This window comes from Mesorhizobium sp. 43Arga (assembly GCF_053714255.1).
Genome location: NZ_JBSKBO010000003.1, coordinates 44,944 through 70,678 on the forward strand (window position 1 = coordinate 44,944; position 25,735 = coordinate 70,678).

Sequence of the window (25,735 nt, forward strand, 5' to 3'; positions counted from 1 at the left end):
CTTTACGGCCGTTGCCGGCGCAACGGAATTGATCCTTTGCGGATCACACATCGTTGATAGCCCTTGGTTGATGAGCCCCATGGTTGATGAACAATGACGGCGAGGCGATGGCAGCTGGCGCATGAACGTCATCTCGACCTTGGCGGCAAGGCGGTGGTCGTCGGCATCCTCAACGTCACCCCCGACAGCTTTTCCGACGGCGGCCTGTTCGATGCGCCCGAAGCGGCGCTGACCCAGGCGCGCCGCATGATCGGGGAAGGGGCTCGGATCATCGATGTCGGTGGAGAATCGACCCGGCCGGGTGCCGCCGCGATCTCGGCCAGCGAGGAACAGGCGCGCGTCCTGCCGGTGATCGAGGCGCTGGCGCGCTCCGGTGACGTGCTGATTTCGGTCGACACCTATCGCGCCCAGACCGCGCGACTGGCCGTGGCTGCCGGCGCGCATATCGTCAACGATGTCTGGGGCCTGCAGCGCGAGCCCGACATTGCGCGGGTCGCCGCCGAAACCGGAGCCGGGCTCATCATCATGCATACCGGGCGGGATCGCGAGAAGCTGCCCGACGTGATCGCCGACCAGTTGGCGTTCCTGGAAAAATCGCTGGAGATCGCCCGCCGCAACGGCATTGCGGACGATCGCATCGTGCTTGATCCCGGTTTCGGCTTCGCCAAGGAGACGGCTGAGGAAAATCTCGAGCTGATGGCGCGGTTTTCCGAGCTCCATGCGCTCAGCTTTCCGCTGATGGCGGGCACTTCGCGAAAACGCTTCATCGGTACCGTCACCGGCCGCGACGCGGCCGACCGGGCCGCCGGAACGGCGGCGACCAGCGTCATTCTCAGGCTCAAGGGCGCGCATCTGTTTCGCGTCCACGATGTCGCAATCAACGTGGACGCGCTGGCTATGGCGGATGCTATGCTGGCGCTTGAAAACGACCGATTGGGACGCTGAGCTATGTATGTCATCCGTCTGAAGAACTGCGCCTTCTTTGCCCGGCATGGCGTGCTCGACGAGGAGGAGGCGCTCGGCCAGCGTTTCTATGTCGACGCTGTGCTGTCGGTCGAACCCGGGCGCGCGCTTGTCGACGACGCCATCGAGGAAACCGTCAACTACGGCATCGCCTTCACGGTGATCGAAAAGATCATCACCGGCGAGCGGCGCTTCCTGATCGAGGCCCTGGCCATGGAAGTGGCAAAGGCGCTGACGGAGCGGTTTCCGCAGATCAGGAGGGCCGAAATCACCGTGCGCAAGCCGAACGCACCGGTGCCCGGCGTGCTCGATTATGTCGAGGTGACCGTTGTCTGGCCCGAGTAACACCGTCTACCTCAGCCTCGGCGGCAATCTGGGCGATCCGGCGGCCTCGATGGCGGCGGCGCTGCGCATTCTCGACGCCGATGCGGACACGCGCGTCGCCGCCGTCTCCTCGCTCTACCGCACGCCGCCCTGGGGCAAGCTCGACCAGCCGGATTTCCTCAACGCCGCCGCGGAACTGTCGACCCGGCTCGCGCCGCGGGCGCTGCTTGACCTCTGCCTCGATGCCGAGCGGAAGCTGAAGCGGGTGCGCGAGGAGCGCTGGGGGCCGCGCCTGATCGACATCGACATTCTGGTGTTCGGTGACCGCGTCATCCATGAAACCGGGCTGGAAGTGCCGCATCCGCGCATGCTAGAGCGCGCTTTCGTGCTGGCGCCGCTGGCCGAGATCGCGCCTGATCTTGCCGTCGGCGGGCGAAGCGTGTCGGAACGGCTCAGCGCCGTCGACGCCGCCGGAATCGAGCAGTTGCCGTCCGGGCGGGATTGGTGGCTGGTTTAGGGGGCAAAACTCCGTTGTTTGGCCGCAGCAGATGGCCAAAATGGCTGGAAGCCGATCTCCAGTCAGCCTGGTGTAGGATCAGGTGGTGGGAGGCGAACCTCGGCGCGAGCAATCATCCATTCGACTACTTCAATGGGCACTTCCAGGCTGATGCAAAGTGATCGTCATCTCGCCATCGACATCTGAGAAGAAAATCTCGCCCACTATCTGCTTGTACTGGTCGACAAGTTCCAGATACATGCCATCACGTTGGACATCACTGCCAATCGTGGCTTCATAGTTCCTTCCAGCCAACTCGACCATCTCGTCAATATCCGCGAATGAGGTTCGGCCAGCAATGGTTTGAACGCTTCAGCGTGGCCAGGTGGCGCGCCAAAACCCGATGGTTATCAATCAGCCGGAAAATCCGCCTTCGTCGAGAAACGCCTGCTCCTGCGGTGTCGTCTCGCGGCCAAGCATCCTGTTGCGATGCGGAAACCGGCCGAAGCGCTGGATGATGTCGCGATGCTCCAGCGCGTATTTCAGGTTGAACTCGGCCCTTGCGGAATGCAGTTCGACCGAAATGTCCTGGTCGGCCAGGTTTTCCGCATGTTCGAACGGCAAATACAGGAACACGCGGACTTCCGGTTCCAGCGCCAGGTCATGCCCGGCAGCGACCGCCTTTTCAGCGAAATGCTTCGCCAGCGGATCGGTGGCGTACATATGGCCGGTGCCGCGGAAGCAATTGCGCGGAAACTGGTCGAGCAGGATCATCAGCGCCAGTGACCCTTCGGCATGGTTTGACCAGGCGTCGCATTCACGCCGCGCGGCGGCATAGTGCAGGTCGAGAAAGCGGTCGCGAAAATCGCCATCGAAAGCGTCGTTCTTCTCGAACCAGGCATCCTCGCCGGCGTCGCGCCAGAATTTGGTGACCGACAGGGCGCTGTCCAATTCCATGCGTAATTCCTTGGTTCAATCGGCTGTTTCGGATTTGTGCAGAACACCGGCCGTCTCCTCGTTGAGGGCCTGACCAGGGCGGCGCGGCGTGGAGAGCGGTGTCGGTATCGGCGTGCCGATGTTGCCCCGGAGGAAGCGCTGGCCGGCGCGGATGCCTTCGGCGAGCTGGGTTTCGAAACGTTCGGTGTCGCGGCGCCTGACGTCCTCGATCGTCTCGGCCACGTCTTCGGGATCAACGCCGAGCGATTCCAGCGCCGAGCCGCCGAAAACCAGTGCCGATTCGAAGGTTTCGCGCAGCTGATAGTCGACGCCGGCGCGAATGAGCTGCAGCGCCGTGCCGCGGTCGAAAGCCCGGGCCAGAACGGTGAGCAGCGGAAATTCCGCCTTGATCAACTGGGCAATGCGAACGGCCGCATCGGCCTTGTCGACACAGATCAGCACGGCGCGCGCCCGGCCGGCGCCGGCCGCGTGCAGGATATCCAGCCGGGTGCCGTCGCCATAATAGACCTTGAAGCCGAAATCGGCCGCCGCCTGGATCATCTCGACATCATTGTCGATGATCGACACCTCAATGCCGCGCAGCAGCAGCGGCTGGCTGGCGATCTGGCCGAAGCGGCCGAAACCGATGATCAGCACACTGCCGGTCAGGCCGTCGGCGACATCGATCCCGTCCAGCGACTGCTCGTCGCGCGGTGTGACATAGCGCAAGGCGATGATCGCCAGTGGCGTCAGCACCATGGAAATGATGACGATCGCCGTCAGCGTCGCGTTGGCCTGGTTGTCGATGATGCCGACGGCGGCGGCCGCGGAGTAGAGGACGAAGGCGAATTCGCCGCCCTGCGCCATGAAGACGGCGCGTTCCAGCGCTTCGCGATGGCCGGTCTTGAGGATGCGGGCGACGATGTAGATGCCAAGAGCCTTCATGACCATGTAGGCGACGACATAGACGGCGATCAGCCTCCAGTTCGCTGCCACCACGTGCAGGTCGAGCGACATGCCGACCGCCAGGAAAAACAGGCCGAGCAGGATGCCGCGGAACGGCTCGATGTCGGCTTCCAACTGATGGCGGAAGGTCGATTCGGACAGAAGCACGCCGGCCAGGAACGCGCCCATCGCCATCGACAGGCCGCTGAGCTGCATTGCGAGCGCCGATCCAAGCACGACCAGCAATGCCGCGGCCGTCATCACCTCGCGGGCGCGGGCATCCGCCAGGATGCGGAAGAACGGGTTGAGCAGATAGCGTCCTGCCAGCACCAGCCCGACGATCGCGGCAAGGCCGATGCCGACCTCGGTCAGCCTTTCCGACAGGCTGGTGTCGGCGCCGCCCGGCGCCAGGAACGCGATCAGGGCCAGCAGCGGTACGATGGCCAGATCTTCCAGCAGCAGGATGGAGACGATGCGCTGGCCTTTCGGCGAGGCGATTTCGCCGCGCTCCTCGAGAAGCTGCATGACGATGGCCGTCGAGGTCAGCACGAAACCGGCGCCGGCGACGAAGGATTGCGAGACCGGAAAACCGCCGGCCATTCCCACGCCAGTCAGCAGGACCGCGCAGACCCCGACCTGCAGCGCGCCGAGCCCGAAGATTTCCCGCCGCAGGCCCCAAAGCCGCGACGGCTGCATTTCCAGCCCGATGATGAACAGGAACATGACGACGCCAAGCTCGGCGACGTGGAGGATGGCACCCGATTCGGAAAAGATGCGAAGACCAAAAGGGCCGATCACCACGCCGGCCGCCAGATAGCCCAGGATCGAGCCGAGGCCCATGCGCTTGAAGATCGGAACGGCGACGACGCCAGCGGCAAGCAGCGCCACCACCTGAATGAGATCGCTGCCTGATGCTTCCGCTGCCATGCCTCTTGTCCCTATGTCCGACAGCACTCCTTGCATGCAGTTGGAGCGGGAGGCAAGGGCGGGGGGCCTGCCAGGACGGGGTAGGGTGGCGTTGAAGCGGTTCGCTGGTGGAACAATGGTCCCTGCTTGCCTGTCGGACGATTGGTATATATATCGGTTGGATGACTGACCATTCGTCCTGGCCGTCCCCTGCGCCACGCATTCCGATGGATGCGCTCAGCGAAGTCCTACAAGACTTTCGCTTGAGTGGCGTCAACTATGGCCGCTGCGAACTCCGACATCCATGGAGCATCGCTTTTCCGGAACAACCGCTCCTTCGGTTTCACTTTGTAGGTCAGGGTCCATGCTGGATCCATACCGAAGCGCAAGGCTGGCAGGAGTTGCGCGACGGCGATCTGGTGCTGTTGCCGCGAGGCATCGCACATCGGCTGGCCAGCGCGCCGGACGTTGCAGGCGGCTCGATCGAGGATTGCCAGGTGACCAGGCTGGGGAGCAACGTCTGCGAAGTGGTACGGGAAGGCACGGGTGCGACAAGCACCCTTTTCTGCGGCTCCATGGCCTTGGGCACCTGTGCGCTTAACCCATTGATCGCGTTGATGCCGCCTATCATCAAGGGGTGCGATGTGGCCGGCAATGATCCGGTCGTCGGTCCTTTGCTGGCGGCTATGACCGCGGAGGCCGCGCAACCGCAGATGGGCAGCGCCACCATCTTGTCGCGTATGGCGGACTTGCTGACAGCCCGGCTCATTCGCTGCTGGGTCAATTGCACGGGAGCTTCGACCACCGGTTGGCTCGCTGCCATCCGCGACCCCCATATTGGCCGCGCTCTCGCAGCCATGCACAGAGACCCCGGCCATAACTGGACCCTGGAAAGCCTCGCGGGGCTGGCAGGACAATCGCGCTCGATTTTCGCGGAGCGCTTCAGCGCTGTATTGGGAGAGGGTGCTGCACGCTATCTCGCCCGTCTGCGCATGCAGCTTGCCCGCGAGTTGTTGGGGCAAAACGGCTTGTCGGTGGCCGAGGTTGCTGTCCGTTTGGGCTATGATTCCGAGGCATCCTTCGCTCGCGCGTTCAAGCGCATCACCAATGTCTCGCCGGGCGTTGTGCGTCGCACAATTCCCGGACGAATAGACATGAATTTCGGATTTTGAGATACATATCATCCGAAAAGACTCGTCTATGAAGGTCTCCAAACTTTGGAGATCTTTCCGTGACAGACACAACATTACAGCTTGAAGACGCGGCGATAGACCTTGATGCCGCCGCGCCAGCCACTTGGAGCGCAACCACCTGGTTCGCGGTCGTTTCATTGGCCGCCACCAGCTTTGCTCTGGTGTCAGCCGAATTTCTGCCGGCAGGTCTGTTGACGCCACTGGCGCGCGATCTCGGCATCAGTGAAGGAACGGCCGGGCAGGTCGTCACCGCCACCGCTTCTGTCGGCGCCGTGACGGCCATGCTGAGCAATGTTCTCATCGGCCGATTGAACCGCAAGACGGTGCTGGTCGGCCTCATGGCCCTGGCGGTCGCTTCCAACATTCTTGCGGCGCTTGCGACCGATTTCTGGTTGTTGTTGCTGGGCCGGGCCGGACTGGGAATCGCTCTCAGCGCCTTCTGGGCACTTTCGGTTGCCGTCGTGGCGAGGCTGGTTGGCGCCAATGCGACGGGGCGGGGCATGGCCATCGTCACCCTCGGCGTCTCGCTCGCCACCATTGCCGCACCGTCGATGGGCGCGTTGATCAGCGACTGGCTGGGTTGGCGCAGCGCCATGGCCATGACAGCGGGGTTGGCCTTGCTTGCCATGCTGCTGCAGTTGCTTAGCCTGCCGTCTTTGCCTGCAACGGCAAGCAATAGTCTTGCCGACGTCCTTCGGCTGACAAGGCGGCGTGGCATTCAACTTGGTATGCTTGCTATCCTTTTGCTGATGACCGGGCATTTTGCCGGCTCGGTCTATGTGCGTCCCTTTCTCGAACATGTGACGCTCCTTGCAACCGGGCCAATTGCACTGGCATTGCTCGGATTTGGCATCGCGGCAGTGATCGGCAATATTGCCGGCGGCCGCATAGCCGACGCCAATATCCACGTCGCTCTCGTGGTTACCGCCGCATTGATGGCGTTTGCGGCGCTGGCATTGGTGCTTTGGGGCGTGCACATTGGCGTTGCCTTTGGCTTCGTTACGCTGTGGGGCTTCGCCTTCGGCATGGCGCCGGTGGTGCTGCCGACAAATTTGTCTCGCGCAGCGCCTGATGCGCTGGAAGCGGCGGGCAGCCTGATGGTCGCCTCTTTTCAGGTCGCCATCACCATCGGCGCGGTTGTCGGCGGCTATGCTGTGGACACCTATGGCCCTACAGCGCCTTTGACCGTGACTGCTATCCTTGCCGCATCGACAGCCGTCTTGGCGCTGCTACAGCCGCGCAACTAACTTTGTCGCCTCTGATATACAGTAGCCCGAATCCGGCCCGGACAATATTGCAGGCGCGTTACACAAGTTTACGCAATGCGCGCGTTGCTTGTTGCCACAATCGAAGGCTAAGGACGCTCGGCTTCGGCCATTGGAGGGTGAGCGACGATCAAGTCGCGCCCTTTTGAGGAGATGACTGACATGAAGAAGTTTTTGCTTGTTGCCGTCGGCCTGGCGGTGCTTGCCGGATCGGCCTGCTCGAAGGCGCCGGAATGCACGGCCGAGATCGCGACCAAGAAGGCGCAGGACATGGCCGCCGCGCTGCAGGAAGCGATCACCAAGGATCCGTCCAAGGCGGCTGACCTGACCGCCAAGGTCCAGGCGGTGACGACCAAGTACCAGGGCACCACGACACTCGCCGACGCCTGCAAGGCGTATGACGAGGTGACGGCCGCCATCAAGGGCTAAGCGCCTCTAGACTGGTTCAAGGAGGCGGTGGCGATGGGCTGCCGCCTCATTGCTTTTCGGGATGTGTTTGGGGTGTGGCGCGATAAGCGCTCAGTTCGGCGCGATGGAGCCGACTTCGACCGCGTCGACGCGCTTCAGGCTCATGCCGATCACCGGCACCAGCTGGTCCTGGACCCGCACGGCAACCGTCACGGTCATCGAATTGTCGTCGGGAATGCGGGCCTGCATGACGCCGCGCAACTGATTGCGGTTGATGGTGAAGACCACCTTGCGGGCATCGACGACGTTGCCGCCGATGATATCGAGGCCCGCACCGGCCGAGCCACCCATGAAGGACCCCTTGTAGTCACGGCCCTTGCGCTCGATCTTGGCCGACATCGGCTGGGTGAACATGCCGACCCGGCAGCCGCCATCCAGCGTCATGCCCATCGTGCCGTCCGGTGTCGAGCCGGTGAAGCTGCAGTTGAATTTCGTGCCCTTGTACTTGCCGGCGACGATCTCGCCCGGGCCGACCCATTTGCCTTCGGCCGAGTGGAAGAACTGCTTGTCCGGCTCGGCAGCGGAAGCCTGCGAGGCGAGACCGACGACTGCTGTGATCGCGACGGCCAGGGGCACGACACTGGACAGAATTACGCTTTTCATCGACGACACCCGGCAACAAAGAGGCTGTTTGGAACCCGGTTCGACCATGAAGAAGATTGGTTAATGCTTCGTCACTGCGGGGCCTCGAAACGGCAATCCGCTCATCGTCCGGACGAACAGGGCGCTATTTGCCGGACCCTGTGGTTTCGGTGTCCTTCTTGGCGGCAAACGATGTCAATGCCGAGAGGAAATCGCCGAGTCCTGGGCGCCTGGCGGCGGTGAAGGGCAGGGGACGCGCGGTTTCCATCGCCGCGATGCCGATGCGCGCCGTCATCATGCCATTGACGACGCCTTCGCCAAGCTTGGCCGACAGGCGTGCCGCCAGGCCGTGGCCGACGATCTGCTGGACGAAACTGTCGCCGACAGCAATCGAGCCGGTGACTGCCAGATGCGCCAGCACACTGCGCGCCAGGCGGAAGAACCCCAGCGTTCCCGGGCGTCCGCCATAGAGTTCCGACAGCCGGCGAATGAGGCGTCCGGCCTCGAACACGACATAGGCGACGTCGACGAGCGCGCGTGGGCTGACCGCCGTCACCAGCGAGACGCGTTTGGCGGCTTCGAGAATCATCACCTTGGCCCTGGCGTCGAGAGGCCCGAGGATTTCCGCTTCAGCCAGGCGCACCAGATTGCCGCCGTCAATGATTTCGCCGCGCAGTTCGGCCAAGGCGCGCCGGCCGGCCGCGGTCTCGGGCTTGGCGGCGACGAAAGCCGAAAGCTCGTCGACCACCGATCGTGCCGCCCTGGGGTCGTCGCGGGCGATGGCGTCGAGCGCGCGTTTTTGCAGTTTTTCGACTTCGGCAAGGCGGGCGATCGCCAGGAATTCGCGAATCAGGATCACCACAAGCGCCAACACGGCGATCGCTGCCATGCCTGCGGCCAGCCAGCCCAGCCATTCGGCGCGGGCGAAGAGATCGCGGATCAGCTGGTCGGTCCACAGGCCGACTGCCAGCGAAACCAGGACACCTACGGCGCCGAAGAAGATGCTGCCGAACAACGAGCGTTTCCTCGGGGCGACCGCCGGCGGCGGTTCGGCGGCCACGATGTCGGGTTCGTCGAAGACGTCGACTTCCGCCGGTATGACCAGAGCGACATCGGTCTTCAGCCCGCGGGGTTTGCGCGGGAGCTCGGCCTGGCGCGCCTTTGGCGTGTCTTGCGTTGGCGCGGCTTCCGGCTCAATGCGGAAGGCCGCCGGTTTGCGGGGCGCGGTCATGCCAGATGATCTCCGATCAGGAACTGCAAGGCACGGTCGAGCCTGATATGCGGCAAAGACAGCGTGACGCCTTCGGCCGTGCGTTCGAGTTTTGGCGGGCGGAAACGGACGAAGCGGATTGCCGGGTCCGTTGAATCCTGCCTGTGGTCGGGCCCGGAGACGTCGAACACCGCATCAATTTTCTCCGGTAAGTCACCGGGAAATATGGCGGTTTCGGTCTTTCCGTCGAACGTTTCGCCGTTGATCTTCTCGCCGGCCATCGGCATGCCGATGATGACGGGCAACGTCTCGCGGCCTTGCTTGACCGTGCCTTCGCGGGTCGCACGCACCGCCGCCATGGCGACCACGTCGACGTCGGCGCCGGTAAAGTTCGCCCGCGCCACGGCGCGGTCGGCCAGCCGCCGCACGATCGCCTGCAACCGGTCATGGCTTTCGTGGTGCAGGTGATCGGCCTTGGTCGCGGCGACCAGGATGCGATCGATGCGCCGCGAAAACAGGTCGGTGAGGAAGCTGCCCCGGCCGGGGCGGAAACAGCTCAGGATCTCGGTCACCGCGCGCTCGAGATCTGCCATGGCGCCGGGGCCGGCGTTCAGCGCCTGCATGGCGTCGATCAGGACGATCTGGCGATCGAGACGCGTGATGTGTTCGCGGAAGAACGGTTTAACGACGTACGTCTTGTAGGCCTCGTAGCGCCTTTCCATCATGGCGTGTAGCGATCCCGGGCGCGGACGCCTGTCGAGGCCGGCCAGCGGCGCGAAGGTCAGCGCCGGCGAGCCTTCCAGATCCCCAGGCATCAGGAAACGGCCGGGCGGCAAGGTCGAAAGCGCGCGCTCGTCGAGCTTGCAGGCCTTGAGGTAGGCGGCGAAGCTTTCGGCGAGGCGGCGCGCCGTCATCTCGTCGGCTTCGGCATTCGGGTCGATTTCCGCCGAGATCGCCCGCCAGGCTCGTGACAGGTCCTCGCGCACCGGCAAAGTGGCCATCTCCATGGCCTCGCCTGAAAAATCGGCGAAGGATTTGCCGAGCAGCGGCAGGTCGAGCAGCCATTCGCCGGGATAATCGACGATGTCGACCGACAGTTTGCCTGAAGAGAACATGCGGCTCCAGCCGGAGGCCGATTCATATTCGATGGTCAGCCGCAGTTCCGAAATGGCGCGCGTGGAATCGGGCCAGGCACGGTCGTTGACCGATGCGGCGATATGATCCTCGTACTGGAAGCGCGGCACGGCGTCGTCAGGCTGCTCTTCCAGGAAGGCGCGGGCGATGCGCCCGGATTTCTGCGCCTCGAACAGCGGCAGGCGTCCGCCATGGATCAGATTGTGGACCAGCGCGGAGATGAACACTGTCTTGCCGGCGCGCGAAAGGCCCGTAACACCGAGCCGCAATGACGGAGAAAAAAGCCCGGTGGCGCGTCCCGACAGCGTATCGAGGGCAATTCTTGCCTCGTCGGTGAAGGTGGTCAGCGATGATGCCAAAATGTGATCTCTCGGGCTTGGGTCCGTCCGATATAGGCGTTGGAACCCGGCTTTGAAATGCCGCCGGCGAACTGCCCTAGAGGTCGGCAGGTGTGAGAAACGCTTCGAGATAGCCCGTGTCCTGGCCTGCTTTCGCCAGATTGTCCAGGAAGCGCACGACCGCCAGGCCCGAAGTCGGGAACCCGTGGTTGAGCATGGCACGCGCCGTCTCGTCGCCATCGCCTGAGACGGCCATGGCGAGATCCTCCGTCATTGGATTGTGGCCGATGACCAGCAGTGAACCCGGCCCGCCATGTTCCCGGATGAGGTGGAGATAGCCGGCAGCGTCTTCGCTGTAGAGCGTGTCGAAAAACAACACCTTGCCGGTGTCGGTCTGGCCGGCCAGCCCTTCGAGTGTTTCCTTGGCGCGCCGGGCGTTGGAGCAGAGCGTCAGGTCGGGTACATAGCCACGCGAGCGCATGGCAGATCCGATGATTTCGGCATCGGCGCGGCCGGATGCGTCGAGCGGTCGATCGAAATCGCGCATGCCGGGCAGCGCCCAACCGGCCTTGGCGTGCCGCAACAGATAGAGCCTGCTCACCCAACCTCCGATAATGCCGAAGCCGAAGCCGCAACAGGATTAGCCACAAGAAGGGCGTCGCGCACAATGGCCCCGTGTTCTTGCGCGCAAAGAATCACGCACCGCACGAAGTGGCAACGGCTTGCGGCACTTTCTCCATCGAATCAGCGACATCTCGCTGCAACAGGTGCCGCAAGGGCACTTTAACAATTGCGTGAGTCGGTGGCCGATTGCGCTTGTGCAGGCGTCGGGCGGCGAATATATAAGCGCCAAATTTGGGGCAGTTTGGGTGAGTCGCATGAACGACATCGTTACCGCCGATTACGTACCCTCCGAAGACGAGCCGTTTATGAACGAACGGCAAAAATCCTACTTCCGCCTAAAGCTCGTCACCTGGAAAAATGACATATTGCGCGAAGCGCGCGAAACTCTCGAAATCCTGCAGCAGGAAAACGCCAACCACCCCGATCTCGCCGACCGCGCCTCTTCGGAAACCGACCGCGCCATCGAGCTCAGGGCCCGGGACCGTCAGCGCAAACTCATTTCAAAGATCGATTCGGCGCTGCAGCGCATCGATGAAGGCACATACGGCTATTGCGAGGAAACCGGCGAGCCGATCGCGCTGAAACGACTCGACGCCCGTCCGATAGCCACCTTGTCGATCGAAGCGCAGGAACGGCATGAGCGCCGCGAAAAAGTCTATCGCGACGACTGATGCATTGCTTCCGGGCTGCATCTCAAGGCAGTTGCAGTGAAGCTGTTGTCAAAAATGGCCGGGTTTCCGGCCATTTTTGTTGGTTGCATGGCAAATTCGTTGCAGCAAGCGCAAGCAATCCGGGCCAGATCGCTGGCCGGCCGGCGCTTCAGGCGCCAATCATCTCTTCTGGCTTGAAGAAAGTTCGCCCAAGAGCCGGGTCATTTCATCGTCGAGCGATTGCGGCGCCTTGGTGGCCGGTTTACCAACCGGGCCGACGGAGCGCGGCTGGTCGAGCGAGACCTCCAGGTCCTTCATCAGCGCGTCGTCGATACTGTTCTGCGGTGGCGGTGGCGCGTGCCTGGCGGCATTGGCGTTGGCGGAGCCATAGGCAGGCAGCGGCGTGACGTTGGTCGATTGATAGGGTTGCGCCACCGGTTTCGGTGCGGGGGCCGGGGCCGGTGGTGGCGCTGCCGGGCGCGGGCGGGCAGGCGGCGGCACGGCGGTCACCGGCTGCGGCGCAGGTCGTGCCGGTGCGGGGGCTGGCTGAGGCGGCCGCGGTTTTGCCGCCGGGGCCGCGGTGGCCGGGACAGGCTGCAGGCCGCCATCTCCCGTCAGCGCCGGACGGCGCGGCGCGGCAAGGCGTATGTCGCGTTCGACAACGACGTCGGTCGGGCCGCCGATCAGCAGCAGATGTTCGATGTCGTCGCGGCGCACCAGCACCAGCCGGCGATGGCTGTCGACGGCGGTGGCGTCCATGACGGCCAGCCGCGTCTTGCGGTTCCGGCCACCGGCGACAAACGTGCCGAAAGTCAGGTTGCGCACGAGCCTGATGATGACGAGCACGATGACCAGCAGGATCAGGGCCGCGAAGGTCCACAAGAGTGCCGCCGCATAACCAGGACCCGCCACGCTATCCAGCCACTGCATTGGTTTCCCCTGATCGGTTTTGGCAAGTGACGCGACACTAGACCGTTGCGGCGGGCCACCGCAAGTTGCCTTTCACGCATCGTGAACAGCTTGAAACACGGGCGGGATCATTTTTATCTGACATTTGCCGCCCAGGCCTTTTCCGGACTGGGAGAATGTGATTCAACCGGCTAAAGCGGGTCGCGCTGAAGCGGATTCATGCGACGCGCTTCAGGTCCTTGTTTTCATGCGTGTCGTTTTCCCAAAACCGAAGTCACTTTTGGGCGACATACATTAGGGGCGGGCGTCGGAACATCGGACTTCACGAGCAGGGGGCATATGGCCAAGGAAGCGCGCGGCGATTTCTATCCGGTACCGATCGTCGACCAGAACACGCGACCGGGCGCGGTCACCCGGCTCATTATCTTCATCGTCGTTCTGACGGGGGCCGCGATCGTCTTCGGCCTGTTCCGCGAGCGCCTCGGGGATCCCTTCCTGCTCGGCATGCTTGGCGTGCTGGCAATGATCGGCGTCGGCTTCCTGTTCGCGACCGCGATCGGCTTCGTGCAGGTCACACCGCGCTCGACCGGCGATGAACTGTCCAAGGCCTTCGTCGATTCGATGGCGCAGGGCCTGCTCGTGACCGACACCAAGGGCCGCGTCGTCTACGCCAACCGTGCCTATGCCGACATGACCGGAGCGTCTTCGGCCGCCGACCTCAAAACGGTCGAAGGGCTGCTTTCGGATGTTCCCGAGGCCTCGGTGACGATTTACCGGCTGGCCTCCGGCCTGCGTGACGGGCAGGCGGGCGACGGCGAGTTCCGGCTGGCGCAGTCGATCCGGCCCGGCGCCGAACCGGGCGCCCGCTGGTACAGGGCGCGCGCCCGCACCTTCAACGTTCCTGGCCAGCGCTTGCCGATGCTGGCGTGGCAACTCGCCGACATTTCGCAGGAGCGGGCCGAGCAGGAACGTTTCTTCCTCGATTTGCAGAAGGCCATCGATCACCTCGACCACGCCCCGGCCGGCTTCTTTTCCGCCGACCAGGACGGTCGCGTCACCTACATCAACGCCACGCTCGCGGAATGGCTGGGCATCGATCTTGCCAGTTTCACGCCCGGCGCCGTGACCTTGCCGGATATCGTTGCCGGCGACGGCATGGCTCTGGTGCGCTCCGTCAAGGCCGACCCCGGCACGACGCGCAACGCGGTCATCGATCTCGATTTGACGACGATGACGGGCGAGGCGCTGCCGGTGCGCTTCATGCATCGCGTTTCTGCCAGCCGCGAAGGTATCGGCGGTCCGACGCGCACGATCGTGCTCAACCGCACGCAAGGCGAGGACGCCTCGGCCGATCTGCGCGCCTCGGAAGTGCGCTTCACCCGCTTCTTCAATTCGACGCCGATGGCGATAGCGGGCGTCGATGCCAGCGGACGCATCCTGCGCACCAACGCACCGTTCCTGTCGCTGTTTTCCTCGGTCGTCGACCGGGACGCCGTGGACCGCCGCGTGCGGCTCGACACGGTAATCCACGAGCGCGAGCGTCCGGCCTTTGCCGCGGCATTCGAGAAGGCCCGGCAGCGGCAGGCCGACATCGAGCCGATCGACACCGTGCTGCCCGGCAACGAGGAGCGGCACATCCGTTTCTACGTCAATGCCGTCGCCGACGGCACCGGCGGCGAGGGCGCCGAGGAATCGGCCATCGTCTACGCCGTCGAGACGACCGAGCAGAAGGCCCTCGAAGGGCAGATGGCGCAAAGCCAGAAAATGCAGGCGGTCGGGCAACTCGCGGGCGGCATCGCCCACGACTTCAACAATGTTCTGACCGCCATCATCATGGCGTCGGACCTGCTTTTGACCAATCACCGGCCGTCGGACCCGTCCTTCCCCGACATCATGAACATCAAGCAGAACGCCAATCGGGCGGCTTCGCTGGTCAGGCAGTTGCTGGCCTTCTCACGCAAGCAGACGCTGCGACCGGAAGTGCTGAACCTCACCGACGTGCTCGCCGATCTCAGGATGCTGCTTGCCCGCCTGGTCGGCAACGACATCAAGCTGAAGATCGACCATGGCCGTGACCTGTGGCCGGTCAAGGTCGATATCGGCCAGTTCGAGCAGGTGGTGGTCAATCTGGCCGTCAATGCGCGCGACGCCATGCCCGCCGGCGGCGATCTCACCGTGCGCACCCGCAACGTCACCGCCGAGGAGTGCAAGACCTTCTCCTATCGCGAACTCGCCGCGGCCGACTATGTCGTGGTCGAAGTGGAGGACACCGGCAGCGGCATCGCGCCGGATGTGCTGAAGAAGATCTTCGAGCCGTTCTTCACCACCAAGGAGGTCGGCAAGGGCACGGGCCTCGGCCTGTCCATGGTCTACGGCATCATCAAGCAGACCGGCGGCTTCATTTTCTGCGATTCCGAAGTCGGCAAGGGTTCGACCTTCCGCATCTTCCTGCCGCGTCATATCGCGGAAGCGAAGAAGGCGGCTGAACCCGGTGACGCGCCGAGCGCCGCGCCGGTCAAGCCGGTCGACAGCACCAAGGACCTGTCGGGGTCTGCCACGGTGCTGCTGGTCGAGGACGAGGATGCCGTGCGCATGGGCGGCATGCGGGCGCTGACCTCGCGCGGCTATACGGTGCATGAGGCATCCTCCGGCGTCGAGGCGCTGGAAGTGTTCGAAGCCCTGGGCGGCAAGGTCGACATCGTCGTTTCGGACGTGGTGATGCCGGAAATGGACGGACCGACCCTGCTTGGCGAGTTGCGCAAGCGCCAGCCGGATATCAAGTTCGTGTTCGTGTCCGGCTATGCCGAGGACGCATTCGCGAGGAACTTGCCGGCCGACGCGCATTTCGGCTTCCTGCCGAAGCCGTTCTCGCTCAAGCAACTGGCGACGATCGTCAAGGACATGCTGGAGTCCTAATTTAGCTTTCTCCGATGGTTTACTTGCGCAGCGCCCCGACAACGCCATGATTGCAAGCGAGAGGCAAGGCGGGCTTGGGGGAGCGGCGATTGACGACACACATAGAGGCAGGCAAGGGCGATTACGCCGAAACGGTGCTGTTGCCTGGCGACCCGCAGCGCGCCGAATGGATGGCGAAGACATTTCTGGAAGTGCCACGCTGCGTCAATCGCCGGCGGGGTGCTCTCGGCTTTACCGGCCTTTATCGCGGCCAGCCCGTCAGCATTCAGGCGACGGGTATCGGGGTTTCGTCGTTCCTGATCTATGCCCATGAATTGCTTGACTACTATGGCGTCCGAACATTGATCCGCACCGGGACCTGCGGCGGCCTGAGCGCCGAGGCCAAGCTGCGCAGCCTGGTGATCTCGCAATCGGCACGGCCGGAAAACGCCGAGAACGGCCAGGTCTTTGGCCTTTACGACGCCGATGCCGGCCCGGATCCGGCGTTACTCGCCCGCGCATTGGCCAGAGCAGCCGAACTCGGCATCGACCACCACGCCGGTCTGACAGTCTGCACCGACATATTCTACCATCCCGCAGCGCGCACCCGTTATGCCGAGGCAAGGGCGCTCGGAGCGCTGGCCGTGGACATGGAGACCAGCGCGCTCTACCGTATCGCGGCGCATTTCGGGGCGAGGGCGTTATCGCTGCTGACCGTCGTCGACAATCTGGTTACTGGCGAACAGGCCGACTATTCCGAACGCCAGGCGCTTTTCACCGATATGAGCCGGCTGGCGCTCGAAATCGCCACGGAGGGGCGCTAGGCCGTCTCCCGCCGGCGCGGGACCGCCCGGGTTCCGCGCCTCTTTTTGAGCCTGGCGGTCTCAGGCCCCAACCGGCTGGCCGTCCTTGCGGCGAATGGCGACCACCGATGGCCGCGGCGGCTGGCCGTTCTTGAAATCGGGCCACAGCGACTGTGCCTTGTCGAGCGTTTCGGCATCCTCGGACGGATGCTGGACCGAAAGGAACAGCGTCGTGCCATCCGGCGTGAAGCAAGGGCCGGTCGCTTCCGCGCCATGCGGGCAGGTGAAGAGCAGCTTTGGCAGGCCGCGCGCCGGGCCTTCCGTGTCGACGCCATAGACGCCGTCCGGCAGGTCGAAATCATTGGCGCCGTCGGTCGCCACCCACAGCCGGCCGGCCGGGTCGAAGGTGATGTTGTCGGGGCAGACGAACCAGCCATTGTCCGACGTCTCGGGATGGAAGATGGCGCCGACCTTGGCGTCCTTGGGATTGCCGCAGAGGACGAACAGGTCCCAGGCGTATTTATCGGCGGTGTGGTCGGCCTCGATGCTGCGGCCGCCAGGCGGGATCAGCTCGATAATGTGGCCCCAGAGGTTTTCGGGTCGCGTATTGGCTGGGTTGACCTTGGATTCGTCGCGCTTCTTGTTCTTGGTCATGACAGCGTAGACACGGCCGGTGACCGGATTGGTCTCGATGTCCTCCGGCCGGTCCATCGGGGTCGCGCCAAGCGCGTCGGCGGCAAGGCGCGTCTTCAACAGCACCTCGGCTTGGTCGGCAAAACCGTTCTCCGCCGTGAGCTTGCCCTGGCCGTGGACCAGCGGCAGCCATGTCATGGAGCCGTCGGCGTCGTAACGGGCGACCGAGAGCACGCCATCATCGAGAAGGCCGTTGCCGGAAGCCGGATTCGCCTTGTCGTAGGCCTTGTTCGAGACGTAGCGGTACATGTATTCGAAATAGTCGTCGTCGCCCATATAGACGACGATGCGGCCATCCTTGTTAAGGACGACCGTGGAGGCCTCGTGCGACATGCGGCCAAGGGCCGTGCGTTTCACCGGCTTCGACCTGGGATCATAAGGGTCGATCTCGACCACCCAGTCGAAGCGGTTCGGCTCGTTTGGCTCCTTGTCGATGTTGAAGCGGTCATGGAAGCGGCCACGACCGTAGATGTCGGAGCCATCGAAGCCGTAGCGGTCGAGAATGTCAGCGGTCGGCGCCTTTTTCGGGTCGCCGCCGAACAGGTCGGAAACGCCTTCCTCGCAGGTCAGCACGGTGCCCCAGGGAGTGAAGCCGCCGCTGCAATTGTAACTGGTGCCGAGCACTTTCGTGCCGGTCGCATCGGCTGTGGTCTTCATCAAGGCATGGCCGGCCACCGGTCCGGAAACGGTCATCTCGGTGTTCGCGGTGATGCGGCGGTTGAGCGGGCTGTCCTCGACGGTTTGCCACTTGCCGTCCTTAAGCATGATTTCGACGATCGAGTGGCCCATCGCCGTCAGGCCGAGATCGACCTGTTCCTTGCTCATCGCCTTGCCGGCGCCGTCTTCGGTCATGCTGGGGAACATCACATTGGGCGAGATATATTCGTTGTTGACGCAAAGCAGGCCGTGGTCGGAGTTCACCGAACCCTTGGGCAGCGGCAGGAAGGCGATGTAGTCGCAATTGTAGCCGAAGCGCTTGTCCTGCTCGTCGGCGGCGATCTTGTTGCCGTCGAAATCCCCCAGGCCGGCGACAAGCGGATCGCCCCAGCGGGCGACGATCGTTGTCTCATAGCCTTCGGCGGCGGCGTGGGTCTTGTCGTAGACGCGCTTCAGTTCGGAAAAGCCGAGGGTGGAAAGCGCCGCGGCCGCATGTGTTTCGCCGGCAAACAACGAGCCGACAAAGCTGCCGCCGGCGATCAGGGCGCCGGATGCCAGGCTGCCTTTCAGAAGGGACCGGCGCGAGACGCGCTCGGCGATGATTTCGCGAATGACAGGGGAGGATGAAGACGGGAAATTGGCCATGTGTCTGCCTCTCGATGTGGATGGGTGACGGCGCACCGCTGCCTATCCAGCTTCGGCAACATCCAGATGACATGAGAGGGCGGACACGGCTTGCGGGACGTACGGCCGCGCCGGTCCCTACGGATTGCTTCCCCTTGTGCAGGTCGAGGCGGTGAACGCGCCGTCGGGCTGCTTCATGATGATGTCGAAGGAAGGCGCGTTCTGGCCGTCCAGCGTTGCCTGGGTCATCGACAGCGAATTGCCGCCGGCGGTGTAACCGCCGAGCGGTCCCAGCCAGGAGATCACGCCATTTGCGTCCATCTGATAGTTATAGGCCTGCTGGGCGGTTCCGAAGGTTATCGGGCCTGTGTAAACGTTTCCCTTGATGGTGATGTCGCCGAGGTCGAGGAACATGCCGAGCAGGTAGACTTCGCAGTGATAGGTGCCGTCAGGCATCTTGCCATCGCTGAAGTCGGCGCGTGCGGCGCCGGTCGCCACCACCAGAAACACTGTGCCGATAAAAATGTGTGAAATCAGGGATGCCATGACGTCGCCCGGTTGAGCAACGAGCTTGCCCTATTTTTGCGCTGTGCCGCAACATTTGTCATCCCCGCCTCGCGTGGTGAGGCCAAAATCTAGGCATTTGATGATATTGGGCAAAATTTAGGCAGACGCAGTGTGCGCTGCGCAAATTTCCCTCAACCAATTTTTAACCGGCTCTCCTTTTCTTGTTCAATCTAATATACTAATCATCTGATAATGTTTGATTATTTGCCGATTTTCAGCATCCGGGCAGCGGTTGGCATGGGGGTTGCATTGTATTGTTGCGGTGCAATCAACCAGCTTGGGAGTCTTCCGGTATGAGGAGTAATTTCTCGACAATAACAAAAATGTTTTCGGCGAGCGTGGTTGCCGCCGGCCTGTTGATGTCGGCGCCCGCCAGGGCGGCTGACGATACGATCAAGGTCGGCATTCTCCATTCGCTGTCGGGGACCATGGCGATTTCGGAAACGACGCTGAAGGACGCCATGCTGATGCTTATCGATGAGCAGAACGCCAAGGGCGGCCTGCTCGGCAAAAAACTCGAAGCCGTCGTCGTCGATCCGGCTTCCAACTGGCCGCTGTTCGCCGAAAAGGCGCGCGAGCTGATTTCGAAGGATAAGGTCGCGGCGGTGTTCGGCTGCTGGACCTCGGTGTCGCGCAAGTCGGTGCTGCCGGTGTTCTCCGAACTCGACAACATCCTGTTCTATCCCGTCCAGTATGAGGGCGAGGAAAGCGAGCGCAACGTGTTCTACACGGGTGCCGCGCCGAACCAGCAGGCCATTCCAGCGGTCGACTATCTGATGAGCGAGGATGGCGGCTCGGTGAAGCGCTGGGTGCTGGAAGGCACCGACTACGTCTATCCGCGCACCACCAACAAGATCCTGGAAGCCTATCTGAAGGCGAAGGGCGTCGCGGCCGAAGACATCATGGTCAACTACACGCCGTTCGGCTTCTCCGACTGGCAGACCGAAGTCTCGGCGATCAAGAAGTTCGGCTCGGCCGGCAAGAAGACCGCCGTCGTCTCGACCGTCAACGGCGACGCCAACGTGCCGTTCTACAAGGAACTCGGCAACCAGGGCATCAAGGCCGAGGACATCCCGGTCATGGCCTTCTCGGTCGGCGAGGAAGAGCTGGCCGGTCTCGACACCGCGCCGCTGGTCGGCCATCTCGCCGCCTGGAACTACTTTGAGAGCGTCGACACGCCCGAGAACAAGAAGTTCATCGCCGACTGGCACAAGTTCATCAAGAACGACAAGCGCACCACCAACGACCCGATGGAAGCCCATTATATCGGCTTCAACATGTGGGTGAAGGCGGTCGAAAAGGCCGGCACCACCGATCCCGACAAGGTCATCGATGCCATGGTCGGTGTCTCGGTACCGAACCTGACCGGCGGCTATTCGACGATGATGCCCAACCACCACATCACCAAGCCGGTGCTGATCGGTGAAATCCAGGCAGACGGCCAGTTCGAGACCGTTTCGCGCACGCCGGGCCTGGTGATGGGCGACGAATGGTCCGACTACCTGCCGGACTCCAAGGACCTGATCTCCGATTGGCGCAAGCCTCTGTCGTGCGGCAACTTCAATGTTGCCACAGGCAAGTGCGGCGGCAAGGGAACGAACTGATCCTCCCCGGGCTGACTAGTCAGACCCGGGCTGACCTAGTCAGACCGCGGGCGTCCGGACGGTTTCCTCCACCGTCCGGACGCCCAATTCAACCTCCAAGGGTCGCCTGAAGCCGATGAGTCTGCTCCGCACGATTGGCCTGATGCTGCTGTTCCTGGCGGCGACGCTGTCGTCGTCGGGCGCGGCGGAAGCCGACCTGCGCGCCATCATCGCCAAATTCGCGACGGCCAAGGGCTTTTCGGAGATCGGAATTGTCGTCCATGAACTGGCGGCCGCCGGCGATCCGGCCGTCGAGCGGCCGCTTGCCGCGCTCGCCGACGGCAACCTCTATGTCCGCAAGGCCGATTCCGTGGTCTTCGTCGGCAAGGAAGCCGGCGAAAGCGTCCAGCTTTTCGATCCGCTGAGCAGCGAAGCATCCGGCGAGGCGGCCAAGGACGGCGTCACCAAGATCAAGGTCAACAACACGCTGCGCCGCGTCATCCGCGACGCGCTGGGCACGCTGACGCTTGGCGCCAAGGACCCGACTGTACGTATCGCTGCCGCCGACACCATGTTCAAGACACCCGACGCGGCCAATATCGAACCGCTCGACGCGGCGATCGCCACGGAGACGGTTGCCAGCGTCAAGGCTCTGCTGGAGCAGGCCCGCGCCGCCTCGGTTCTCGTCTCGGACCGCCCAGAAGCCGACAAGCTGGCGGCGGTCGCGCTGATCGGCGCGCGCGGCGACCGTAACGCGGTTTCGCTGCTCACCTCGGTCGAGGCCAACGCCTCGGGAGCGGTGAAGGAAGCCGCGACAGCCGCGATCGCCAACATCAATTCGACATTGGCGCTTTGGGATGCCGGGCAGAACATCTGGTACGGCATTTCGCTGGGCTCGGTGCTACTGCTCGCGGCGATCGGGCTCGCCATCACCTTCGGCGTCATGGGCGTCATCAACATGGCGCATGGCGAGATGGTGATGCTCGGCGCCTACACCACCTTCGTCGTCCAGCAGGTGATCCGCACATCCTTTCCCAGCCTGTTCGACTGGTCGCTGGTGATCGCGCTGCCGCTCGCCTTTCTGGTCGCCGCAATCGTCGGCCTCGCCATCGAACGCGGCGTCATCCGCTTCCTCTACGGACGGCCGCTGGAGACGCTGCTGGCGACCTGGGGTGTGTCGCTGATCCTGCAGCAGGCGGTGCGCTCGATCTTCGGGCCGACCAACCAGGAGGTCGGCAACCCTTCCTGGATGTCGGGTTCGTTCGATATCGGCCAGCTGGCCATCACCTGGAACCGGCTGTGGATCCTGGTCTTCGCGCTCACCGTCTTGGGCGTGCTGCTCTATGTGATGAAGCGGACGCCCTGGGGGCTGCAGATGCGCGCCGTTACCGCCAACCGCCGCATGGCCGCCTCCATGGGTATCAGGACGCCATGGGTCGACGCGCTGACCTTCGCGCTCGGATCCGGCATTGCCGGCATTGCCGGCGTCGCGCTCAGCCAGATCGACAATGTCTCGCCCAATCTCGGCCGCGGCTACATCATCGACAGTTTCATGGTCGTTGTCTTCGGCGGCGTCGGCAATCTCTGGGGTACGCTGGTCGGCGCCTTTTCGCTGGGCATCGTCAACAAGTTCCTAGAGCCTTACGCTGGAGCGGTGCTTGGCAAGATCGTCGTGCTGGTGCTGATCATCCTGTTCATCCAGAAGCGCCCGCGCGGCCTGTTCGCGCTCAAGGGCAGGGCGGTGGAAGCATGATCACGGGACGCTTCTTTGCCGCCGGCGCGGACCGCCGCATCGCCATCACCATCTTCATCCTGCTGGCTGCGGCCATTGTCGTGCCGCTGCTCAATCTGGCGGTGTCGCCGACCAGCGCTTTCTATGTCCCGGCCTATATCGTGGCGCTGACCGGCAAATATCTCTGTTATGCGCTGCTGGCGCTCGCGCTCGACCTGGTCTGGGGCTATTGCGGCATCCTCTCGCTCGGCCACGGCGCCTTCTTCGCGCTCGGCGGCTATGCGATGGGCATGTATCTCATGCGCCAGATCGGCTCGCGCGGTGTCTATGGCAACCCGATCCTGCCCGATTTCATGGTCTTCCTGAACTACAAGGAATTGCCCTGGTTCTGGTATGGCTTCAACCATTTCTGGTTCGCGGCGATCATGGTGCTGGCGGTGCCCGGCCTGCTTGCCTTCGTCTTTGGCTGGTTCGCCTTCCGCAGCCGCGTCACCGGCGTCTATCTCTCCATCATCACCCAGGCGATGACCTATGCGCTGCTGCTCGCCTTCTTCCGCAACGATATGGGTTTCGGCGGCAATAACGGCCTGACCGATTTCAAGGATATTCTGGGCTTCAACGTGCAGGCCGACGCAACGCGTTCGGCGCTGTTCGCCGCCAGCGCGGTGATGCTGGCGCTCGCCGTGTTCATCACCTGGGCGATCGTCGGCTCCAAATACGGCAAGCTCTTGATGGCGGTGCGCGACGCCGAAAGCCGCACGCGCTTCCTTGGCTGGCGGGCGGAGAATGTGAAACTGTTCGCCTTCACCGTCTCGGCCGTCATGGCCGGCATTGCCGGCGCGCTCTATGTGCCGCAGGTCGGCATCATCAATCCCGGCGAGTTCGAACCGTCCAATTCCATCGAGGTGGTGATCTGGGCCGCCGTCGGCGGGCGCGGCACCATCGTTGGGCCGATCATCGGCGCGCTGCTGGTCAATGCCGGCAAATCCTGGTTCACCGGCGTGCTGCCGGAATTGTGGCTGTTCGCGCTCGGCGGCCTGTTCGTCGCCGTCACCTTGCTGTTGCCGAAGGGCATCATCGGCATGTGGGACAGCTGGCGCGGCAATGCGAGGGCGTTGCGCGCGGCCTCCGTCGCTGAAGAGGCCGGCACCAGGGTTGCAGTGGCGTCCGCGACTTCGAAGCCCGCTCGCTCGCCGGCGAGAAATCCGGGCGAATGGTCCTGGTCCGAACCTGAACCGCAGGCGGCGGAGTAAGGACCATGAGCAAGTCGAACACCATCCTCTATCTCGACGGCGTCTGCGTCTCCTTCGATGGTTTTCGCGCCATCAACAATCTGTCGCTGGTGCTCGACAAGGGCGAGATGCGCGCCATCATCGGCCCCAACGGCGCCGGCAAGACGACGATGATGGACATCGTCACCGGCAAGACGCGGCCTGACGAGGGCGAAGTGTTCTTCGACGGCCAGGTGGATCTCACCAGGCATGACGAGGCCGAGATCGCCATGATGGGAATCGGCCGCAAATTCCAGAAACCGACGGTTTTCGAAAGCCACACGATCGAGGACAATCTGATGCTGGCGCTGAAGGGGCCGCGTTCGATCTTCCCGGCGCTGTTCCACCGCCGCTCGGCCGCCGAGGCGCGGCAGATCGACAACATTCTCGGCATCATCCGGCTGGGCGACAAGCGTCACGAACTGGCCGCCAATCTCAGCCACGGCCAGAAACAGTGGCTGGAGATCGGCATGCTGCTCGCGCAGGACCCGAAATTGCTTTTGGTCGACGAGCCGGTCGCGGGCATGACCGACGCGGAAACCGAGGAGACCGCGCGGCTGCTCAAGGACATTGCGCGCGACCATTCGGTCATCGTCGTCGAGCACGACATGCATTTCGTGCGCGAACTCGGCGTCAAGGTCACCTGCCTGCACGAAGGCTCGGTGCTGTCGGAAGGCACGCTCGATTTCGTCTCGGCCGACGAACGTGTCGTCGAAGTCTATCTGGGGAGATGAGCATGGTCTGGCGGGTACAATTCCATCGCTTCGATCTGTCGTTTCTCCGGTTCTGGAGAAGGCGCTGACATGCTCGAAGTTTCCAACGCCACGCTCCATTACGGCGCCGCCCAGGCGCTACGCGGCGTTTCGCTGAAGGCGGGCGCCGGCAAGATCACTTGCGTGCTCGGCCGCAACGGCGTCGGCAAGACCAGTTTGATGAGATCGATCGTCGGCCACCACCGGCTGACGAGCGGAAGCGTTGCCTTCGAGGGGAAGGCGCTCGACCGGAGCGCGGCGTATGACCGCGCCCGGTCGGGCATCGCATTCGTACCGCAGGGCAGGGAGATCTTTCCCCTGCTCACGGTGCACGAAAACCTTGAATCCGGTTTTGCGCCTTTGAGGCGTGCCGACCGCAACGTGCCGGCGCACGTCTTCGAGCTGTTTCCGGTGCTGAAGCAGATGCTTGGCCGCCGTGGCGGCGACCTTTCGGGCGGTCAGCAGCAGCAACTCGCCATCGGCAGGGCGCTGGTGATGCGGCCGAAGCTGCTGGTGCTGGATGAACCCACCGAAGGCATCCAGCCGTCGATCATCAAGGATATCGGCCGGGCCATCCGCTATTTGCGCGACCAGGCTGGTATCGCGGTGCTGCTGGTCGAACAATATCTCGACTTCTGCCGCGAGCTCGCCGACGAGGTCAACATCATGGACCGGGGCCAGATCGTCCATACTGGCCCGGCGGAAGATCTAGACCGGGCTGACGTCCGCAAGTTCCTTACCGTCTAGAATCGGTGCTGGACTTCGGCTGACAATCCAAGTCCCTGCCCAAGTTCCTGGCAAGTCCAATATTTCTTCCATCCAGCGATCTGCATCTCTGGCGCGCCAGAGGCAGCATGCTAGTCTTTCGTTGGCTTCTGTGAGTCGGCCGCTTCCGTATCAGTCTGGTTATCGCAGATCGAGGGCGCGGCGAGGGCCGGGCAAGTTCCACGCAAGCAAGGCTTCCTAGCTTCCCTCCTGCGATCTCTGTCGTTCAAACGCGTTTGGGCACACAGGCTAAGGGACAGCCATGGAACGTTTCGTCGAGGACTACCAGAAGCGGCGGCTTACCGAACGGGTCGACATCATCGCCGCCATCAATATTCTGAGGTCGCAGGGCTGCGAATATGACGACCTGATCGAGGAGATCACCAAGGTCTTCTATGTCGACCTCGATACTTTCAATGAAATCGTGATGGCGGCCTAAAGCGGCGTCGT

General features: G+C 63.2%; 25 protein-coding genes. 15 read left to right on the top strand and 10 right to left on the bottom strand.

What is annotated here, in order from left to right; all coding sequences use genetic code 11:
* Nucleotides 1–93: 93 nt before the first annotated feature.
* The 3 genes from folP to folK are packed head-to-tail and all read left to right on the top strand — an operon-like array spanning nt 94 to nt 1,804.
* Nucleotides 94–945 carry a dihydropteroate synthase gene (gene folP, locus ACWGS8_RS12840; protein ID WP_454581313.1) on the top strand — a complete coding sequence of 284 codons (852 nt, stop codon included), beginning with the start codon at nt 94–96 and terminating at the stop codon, nt 943–945.
* Between the two features lie 3 nt (nt 946–948).
* Nucleotides 949–1,308 (top strand): dihydroneopterin aldolase, encoded by a 360-nt coding sequence (gene folB / locus ACWGS8_RS12845; protein WP_010909658.1) that lies wholly within the window; start codon nt 949–951, stop codon nt 1,306–1,308.
* Nucleotides 1,292–1,804, top strand: a complete 513-nt coding sequence (folK, locus tag ACWGS8_RS12850) for a 2-amino-4-hydroxy-6-hydroxymethyldihydropteridine diphosphokinase (RefSeq protein ID WP_454581314.1) — start codon at nt 1,292–1,294, stop codon at nt 1,802–1,804. The genes folB and folK overlap by 17 nt, the downstream gene beginning before the upstream one ends.
* Before the next feature lie 129 nt (nt 1,805–1,933).
* On the opposite strand, the gene ACWGS8_RS12855 is transcribed toward folK, so the two are convergent.
* From ACWGS8_RS12855 to ACWGS8_RS12865, 3 genes are all read right to left on the bottom strand, one after another.
* Nucleotides 1,934–2,107 (bottom strand): hypothetical protein, encoded by a 174-nt coding sequence (locus ACWGS8_RS12855; RefSeq protein WP_454581315.1) that lies wholly within the window; start codon nt 2,105–2,107, stop codon nt 1,934–1,936.
* Nucleotides 2,108–2,197: 90 nt separating this feature from the next.
* Nucleotides 2,198–2,740 (bottom strand): DUF924 family protein, encoded by a 543-nt coding sequence (locus ACWGS8_RS12860; protein WP_454581316.1) that lies wholly within the window; start codon nt 2,738–2,740, stop codon nt 2,198–2,200.
* Nucleotides 2,741–2,755: 15 nt separating this feature from the next.
* Nucleotides 2,756–4,591 carry a monovalent cation:proton antiporter-2 (CPA2) family protein gene (locus ACWGS8_RS12865; RefSeq protein ID WP_454581317.1) on the bottom strand — a complete coding sequence of 612 codons (1,836 nt, stop codon included), beginning with the start codon at nt 4,589–4,591 and terminating at the stop codon, nt 2,756–2,758.
* 161 nt (nt 4,592–4,752) lie between these two features.
* Here ACWGS8_RS12865 and ACWGS8_RS12870 point away from each other — a divergent pair, with 161 nt between their 5' ends.
* From ACWGS8_RS12870 to ACWGS8_RS12880, 3 genes are all read left to right on the top strand, one after another.
* Nucleotides 4,753–5,742, top strand: a complete 990-nt coding sequence (locus ACWGS8_RS12870) for an AraC family transcriptional regulator (protein ID WP_454581754.1) — start codon at nt 4,753–4,755, stop codon at nt 5,740–5,742.
* A gap of 59 nt (nt 5,743–5,801) precedes the next feature.
* Nucleotides 5,802–7,010, top strand: coding sequence for an MFS transporter (locus ACWGS8_RS12875; protein WP_454581318.1), 1,209 nt, complete (start codon nt 5,802–5,804; stop codon nt 7,008–7,010).
* Nucleotides 7,011–7,190: 180 nt separating this feature from the next.
* Nucleotides 7,191–7,457, top strand: coding sequence for a hypothetical protein (locus ACWGS8_RS12880; RefSeq protein WP_019858327.1), 267 nt, complete (start codon nt 7,191–7,193; stop codon nt 7,455–7,457).
* A gap of 90 nt (nt 7,458–7,547) precedes the next feature.
* Here the strand turns inward: ACWGS8_RS12880 and ACWGS8_RS12885 are convergent, their stop codons facing one another.
* The 4 genes from ACWGS8_RS12885 to ACWGS8_RS12900 all read right to left on the bottom strand — a co-directional run bounded on the left by ACWGS8_RS12885 (nt 7,548) and on the right by ACWGS8_RS12900 (nt 11,361).
* Entirely contained in the window at nt 7,548–8,099 is a 552-nt protein-coding gene (locus ACWGS8_RS12885; protein ID WP_454581319.1) for a hypothetical protein, read from the bottom strand.
* Nucleotides 8,100–8,223: 124 nt separating this feature from the next.
* On the bottom strand, nt 8,224–9,309 hold the full coding sequence (locus ACWGS8_RS12890) for a YcjF family protein (RefSeq protein WP_454581320.1): 1,086 nt from the start codon (nt 9,307–9,309) through the stop codon (nt 8,224–8,226).
* Nucleotides 9,306–10,781, bottom strand: a complete 1,476-nt coding sequence (locus ACWGS8_RS12895; RefSeq protein WP_454581321.1) for a YcjX family protein — start codon at nt 10,779–10,781, stop codon at nt 9,306–9,308. Before ACWGS8_RS12895 ends, ACWGS8_RS12890 begins: the two co-directional genes overlap by 4 nt.
* 76 nt (nt 10,782–10,857) lie before the next feature.
* Nucleotides 10,858–11,361, bottom strand: a complete 504-nt coding sequence (locus ACWGS8_RS12900) for a SixA phosphatase family protein (RefSeq protein WP_454581322.1) — start codon at nt 11,359–11,361, stop codon at nt 10,858–10,860.
* 277 nt (nt 11,362–11,638) lie between these two features.
* On the opposite strand from ACWGS8_RS12900, the gene dksA reads away from it, so the two are divergent.
* Complete coding sequence (dksA, locus tag ACWGS8_RS12905) at nt 11,639–12,055, top strand: RNA polymerase-binding protein DksA (protein WP_006202025.1); 417 nt, start codon at nt 11,639–11,641, stop codon at nt 12,053–12,055.
* Nucleotides 12,056–12,214: 159 nt separating this feature from the next.
* Here dksA and ACWGS8_RS12910 read toward each other — a convergent pair whose 3' ends face one another.
* A complete protein-coding gene (locus ACWGS8_RS12910) occupies nt 12,215–12,964 on the bottom strand; it encodes a hypothetical protein (RefSeq protein WP_454581323.1) in 750 nt (249 codons plus the stop codon).
* A gap of 318 nt (nt 12,965–13,282) precedes the next feature.
* Here ACWGS8_RS12910 and cckA point away from each other — a divergent pair, with 318 nt between their 5' ends.
* Both cckA and ACWGS8_RS12920 read left to right on the top strand, forming a co-directional pair.
* On the top strand, nt 13,283–15,859 hold the full coding sequence (gene cckA, locus ACWGS8_RS12915) for a cell cycle histidine kinase CckA (protein WP_454581324.1): 2,577 nt from the start codon (nt 13,283–13,285) through the stop codon (nt 15,857–15,859).
* 89 nt (nt 15,860–15,948) lie between these two features.
* Nucleotides 15,949–16,662: a purine-nucleoside phosphorylase gene (locus ACWGS8_RS12920; RefSeq protein ID WP_454581325.1), complete on the top strand. Its 714-nt coding sequence runs from the start codon at nt 15,949–15,951 to the stop codon at nt 16,660–16,662.
* Nucleotides 16,663–16,722: 60 nt separating this feature from the next.
* On the opposite strand, the gene ACWGS8_RS12925 is transcribed toward ACWGS8_RS12920, so the two are convergent.
* Complete coding sequence (locus ACWGS8_RS12925) at nt 16,723–18,636, bottom strand: PhoX family protein (RefSeq protein WP_454581326.1); 1,914 nt, start codon at nt 18,634–18,636, stop codon at nt 16,723–16,725.
* Nucleotides 18,637–18,753: 117 nt separating this feature from the next.
* Nucleotides 18,754–19,161, bottom strand: a complete 408-nt coding sequence (locus ACWGS8_RS12930) for a hypothetical protein (RefSeq protein WP_454581327.1) — start codon at nt 19,159–19,161, stop codon at nt 18,754–18,756.
* 314 nt (nt 19,162–19,475) lie between these two features.
* Here ACWGS8_RS12930 and urtA point away from each other — a divergent pair, with 314 nt between their 5' ends.
* The 6 genes from urtA (at nt 19,476) to ACWGS8_RS12960 (ending at nt 25,724) form a co-directional block, all read left to right on the top strand.
* On the top strand, nt 19,476–20,786 hold the full coding sequence (gene urtA / locus ACWGS8_RS12935) for an urea ABC transporter substrate-binding protein (protein WP_454581328.1): 1,311 nt from the start codon (nt 19,476–19,478) through the stop codon (nt 20,784–20,786).
* A gap of 115 nt (nt 20,787–20,901) precedes the next feature.
* Nucleotides 20,902–22,518, top strand: a complete 1,617-nt coding sequence (urtB, locus tag ACWGS8_RS12940; RefSeq protein ID WP_454581329.1) for an urea ABC transporter permease subunit UrtB — start codon at nt 20,902–20,904, stop codon at nt 22,516–22,518.
* On the top strand, nt 22,515–23,750 hold the full coding sequence (gene urtC / locus ACWGS8_RS12945; RefSeq protein WP_454581330.1) for an urea ABC transporter permease subunit UrtC: 1,236 nt from the start codon (nt 22,515–22,517) through the stop codon (nt 23,748–23,750). Before urtB ends, urtC begins: the two co-directional genes overlap by 4 nt.
* A 5-nt stretch (nt 23,751–23,755) precedes the next feature.
* A complete protein-coding gene (gene urtD / locus ACWGS8_RS12950) occupies nt 23,756–24,502 on the top strand; it encodes an urea ABC transporter ATP-binding protein UrtD (protein WP_454581331.1) in 747 nt (248 codons plus the stop codon).
* 69 nt (nt 24,503–24,571) lie between these two features.
* The gene (gene urtE, locus ACWGS8_RS12955; protein WP_454581332.1) at nt 24,572–25,267 is read left to right on the top strand and encodes an urea ABC transporter ATP-binding subunit UrtE; all 696 of its coding nucleotides are present in this window, start codon (nt 24,572–24,574) and stop codon (nt 25,265–25,267) included.
* Nucleotides 25,268–25,547: 280 nt separating this feature from the next.
* Nucleotides 25,548–25,724 carry a hypothetical protein gene (locus tag ACWGS8_RS12960; RefSeq protein ID WP_019858306.1) on the top strand — a complete coding sequence of 59 codons (177 nt, stop codon included), beginning with the start codon at nt 25,548–25,550 and terminating at the stop codon, nt 25,722–25,724.
* Nucleotides 25,725–25,735 lie beyond the last annotated feature (11 nt).